The 1,829-nt window shown below is 67.6% G+C and carries 3 protein-coding genes; 2 read left to right on the forward strand and 1 reads right to left on the reverse strand.

Going from position 1 to position 1,829, the window contains the following annotated elements:
• Positions 1-273: transposase (locus tag FH610_RS42580; protein ID WP_205826471.1), on the forward strand; the 273-nt coding region annotated here is incomplete at its 5' end.
• Between the two features lie 28 nt (positions 274-301).
• On the opposite strand, the gene FH610_RS42585 is transcribed toward FH610_RS42580, so the two are convergent.
• Positions 302-1,174, reverse strand: a complete 873-nt coding sequence (locus tag FH610_RS42585) for an SDR family oxidoreductase (RefSeq protein WP_152313714.1) — start codon at positions 1,172-1,174, stop codon at positions 302-304.
• A 174-nt stretch (positions 1,175-1,348) separates the two neighbouring features.
• Here FH610_RS42585 and FH610_RS42590 point away from each other — a divergent pair, with 174 nt between their 5' ends.
• On the forward strand, positions 1,349-1,723 hold the full coding sequence (locus FH610_RS42590) for a winged helix-turn-helix transcriptional regulator (RefSeq protein WP_205826472.1): 375 nt from the start codon (positions 1,349-1,351) through the stop codon (positions 1,721-1,723).
• Positions 1,724-1,829: the final 106 nt, after the last annotated feature.

Genomic DNA, 1,829 nt, shown 5'->3' on the forward strand with positions numbered 1-1,829 from the left:
AACCTCAACGTCCACAAGGCCGCCGACCTGCAAAAGTTCGCCGAGGCCCGAGACTGGCTGACCATCTACTATCTGCCGCCCTACGCACCCGACCTCAACCCAGTCGAGGGGATCTGGTCCCTCCTGCGACGCGGCTGGCTCTCCAACGTCGCCTTCAGTACCCCTGAACACCTCGTCCAGCGCATCCGGCGCGGCCTACGGCACATCCAGTACCGCAGCGAACTCATAGACGGCTGCCTCGCCGAGACCGGCCTGGCAATCAGACCTACCTGAGCAACCCGGCCACCTCACGAGTTCAACCTCAGTAATGCAGGGCGGCCGCGAGTGCCTCGGCCAGGGTCACGGGCGGGCGGCCGATCAGGCGGCGCAAGTCGCCAGAGTCGGTGTACATCTCGCCGCGGTTCATACCGCGGTCAGCGTCAGCGAGGACCTCCGCCAGCTCGGCGGGTAGGCCCGCGGCGTCCAGTACCTGGGCGAAGTCGGCCACCGGGAGGTCAGCGTAGGTAACCTGCTTTCCGGCCGCAGCGGAGATCGCGGCGGCGAGCTCAGTCAGGGTGAAGGATTCGTCGCCGCCGAGCTCGTACACGGCGCCGGTGTGGCCTTCAGTGGTGAGGACGACCGCTGCGGCCTCGGCGTAGTCGGCGCGGGACGCGGCGCTGATCCGCCCCTCGCCTGCGGCGCCGACGACCGCGCCGTTCTGCAGGATCTGCGGCAGTTGGCTGGTGTAGTTCTCCAAGTACCAGCCGTTGCGCAGCAGCACGCTGGGGATTCCGCGGTCCCGCAGATACGCTTCGGTCTCGCTGTGCGTGGCACCGATGACGGTGGTGGCCGTGTCCGCGTGCGTCGTGCTCGTGTACGCCACTAGCGACACGCCTGCGGATGCCGCGGCGTCGATCACGCGGCGGTGGTTGGCGACCCGCTCGCCCACGGGGACCGAGGCCGAGATCAGCAGCAGCCTGTCCGCCCCCGCGAATGCCTCGGCCAGGCCGTCCGTGTCCGCGAAGTCGGCGCGGCGTACCGTGATGCCTCGGTCGGCCAAATCCTTGATCCCGGCGATGTCCCGGCCGGTCGCGATGATGTCCGCGGCCGGGATCCCGCGCCGCAGCAGTGCCTCGACGGTGAGCCTGCCCAGCTGGCCGGTGGCTCCAGTGACGACGATCGGCATGATGGTCATTCCTTCCTTCCGTGCGTGCCTCGCACGCCTGCCGCGGTCCGTCCGCCGCGGGATGGAACACAGAATGACCTGAACACTCTCTGTTGGGGAGTAGCCACTTCTTGGTAGGGTACTTACCGCAGCGAAAGCATTGAGGTGAGCCGTATGGCTGCTGTCGAGAATGCGACCGGGCCCATGCCATCATTCGATCCGTACGAGCGCGGCTGCCCGTCGCGGGACCTGCTCGACCAGATCGGCAGCAAGTGGGCGGTCCTCGTGCTGGGCGAACTCGGCCGGAACGGGACCTCCCGGTTCGGTCATCTCCGGCAGGCGCTGGCGGGCGTGAGCGAGAAGATGCTCACCCAGACGCTGCGCACCCTCGAACGCGACGGGCTGGTCAGTCGGACCGTCTACCCAGAGGTGCCGCCGCACGTGGAGTATGAGCTGACCGCGCTCGGCCAGACGCTACGGGAACCGCTGAAGGCGCTCACGGAGTGGTCCGTGCTGCACATCGAAGAAGTCATCACCGCCCGTGAAGAGTACGACGACCGCGCTGAGCGCACCAGGTAATCAGCGGCGGCCAGCGGTCTGGTCATAGACGGCCGCCTCGCCGAGACCGGCCCGACAATCAGACCCACCTAAGCCACCCGGCGACATCACGAGTTCAACCACAGTA

The organism is Microbispora catharanthi, assembly GCF_006334915.2.
Classification (GTDB): Bacteria; Actinomycetota; Actinomycetes; order Streptosporangiales; family Streptosporangiaceae; genus Microbispora; species Microbispora catharanthi.

Bases quoted from the DNA above. Each gene is read 5' to 3' on its own strand.
- FH610_RS42585 (WP_152313714.1), bottom strand. From the start codon at position 1,174: ATGACCATCATGCCGATCGTCGTCACTGGAGCCACCGGCCAGCTGGGC.
- FH610_RS42590 (WP_205826472.1), top strand. From the start codon at position 1,349: ATGCCATCATTCGATCCGTACGAGCGCGGCTGCCCGTCGCGGGACCTG.